The following is a 1,210-nucleotide window of genomic DNA, read 5'->3' on the forward strand; positions in this document are numbered from 1 at the left end:
TGTGGGTGCCGACAATCCTGTCACCTACGCTGAACTGCGACTTGAGAGTCACGATGTCATCACGTCGAAAGCGCTCGTGAGCCCGTCAGCGCAGGCTTGGAAATCATGACGTTCCGTCTGGTCTACCGATTCGGCTGCCTGCTGCTCGGCTGGCTGCGCCTGCTGGCGCGGTCCTCCACGGCCAAGGACGTCGAGATACTGGTGCTCCGGCACCAGCTGGCCGTCCTGCAGCGCAGCAACAAGCCCGCTTTCAGCCGCGGAGACCGCGCGGTGCTCGCAGCCCTGCTCCGCCTCCTGAGCAAGCGTCGCCGTTCGGCGCTGAAGCTGCTGGTCACCCCACGTACCGTGCTGCGCTGGCACGCGAGGCTGGTCGCGAAGAAGTGGACCTATCCGCACCAAGGCCCGGGCCGCCCGGCCAAACCCGAGGCACTGCGCGCCCTGGTACTGCGCCTAGCCCGCGAGAACGACGGATGGGGGTATCGCCGGATCCACAGCGAACTGCTCAACCTGGGCTGGAAGGTCGCCGCCTCCACCGTCTGGGAGATCCTGCAGCGGGCCAGGGTCGATCCGGCGCCCCAGCGGGCCAGCCGCTCCTGGGCGAAGTTCCTCACCGCCCAGGCCCACGGAATCCTCGCCGTCGACGTCTTCCACGTGGACACGGTCTTCCTGCGGCGCCTGTTCGTCCTGTTCTTCATCGAGCACAGCACCCGGCGGGTGCACATCGCCGGCGTCACCCGCAATGTCACCGCCGCGTGGGCCATCCAGCAGGCCCGCAACCTGCTGATGAATCTGGACGGCACACGCGCCGCCAGCATCCGGTACCTGATCCGCGACAACGCCGGCTACTTCACCGAGGGCATCGACGCGGCCTTCACCGCCATCGGCGCCCGCGTGGTGCCCATCCTGCCGGGCGTGCCCCGGATGAACGCGATCGCCGAGCGCTGGGTCGGATCACGCCGCCGCGAGGCCACCGACCAGGTCCCGATCACCGGAGAGCGCCACCTGCGCCTCGTCGTCGACGAGTATGCCGACCACCACAACGAACATCGGCCTCACCGATCACTCCGACAGCGATGCCCCGACGGCGTCGACGCGCCCGAACCACCCGCCGCCGATGGCCCATCGCGCGGCATCCGGCGCGACCGCCTTGGCGGCCTCATCCACGAGTACGCGCAGGTCGCATAGGGTGACGGGATTGTCGGCACGCACA

General features: G+C 68.7%; 1 protein-coding gene. It reads left to right on the forward strand.

Annotation, left to right across the window (positions count from 1 at the left end; genetic code table 11):
• Positions 1 to 105 precede the first annotated feature (105 nt).
• Positions 106 to 1,185 (forward strand): integrase core domain-containing protein, encoded by a 1,080-nt coding sequence (locus tag ACIBJF_RS53515; RefSeq protein ID WP_399185132.1) that lies wholly within the window; start codon positions 106 to 108, stop codon positions 1,183 to 1,185.
• Positions 1,186 to 1,210: the final 25 nt, after the last annotated feature.

It is taken from the genome of Streptomyces sp. NPDC050743 (assembly GCF_044456925.1).
In the GTDB taxonomy this organism is placed as follows: domain Bacteria; phylum Actinomycetota; class Actinomycetes; order Streptomycetales; family Streptomycetaceae; genus Streptomyces.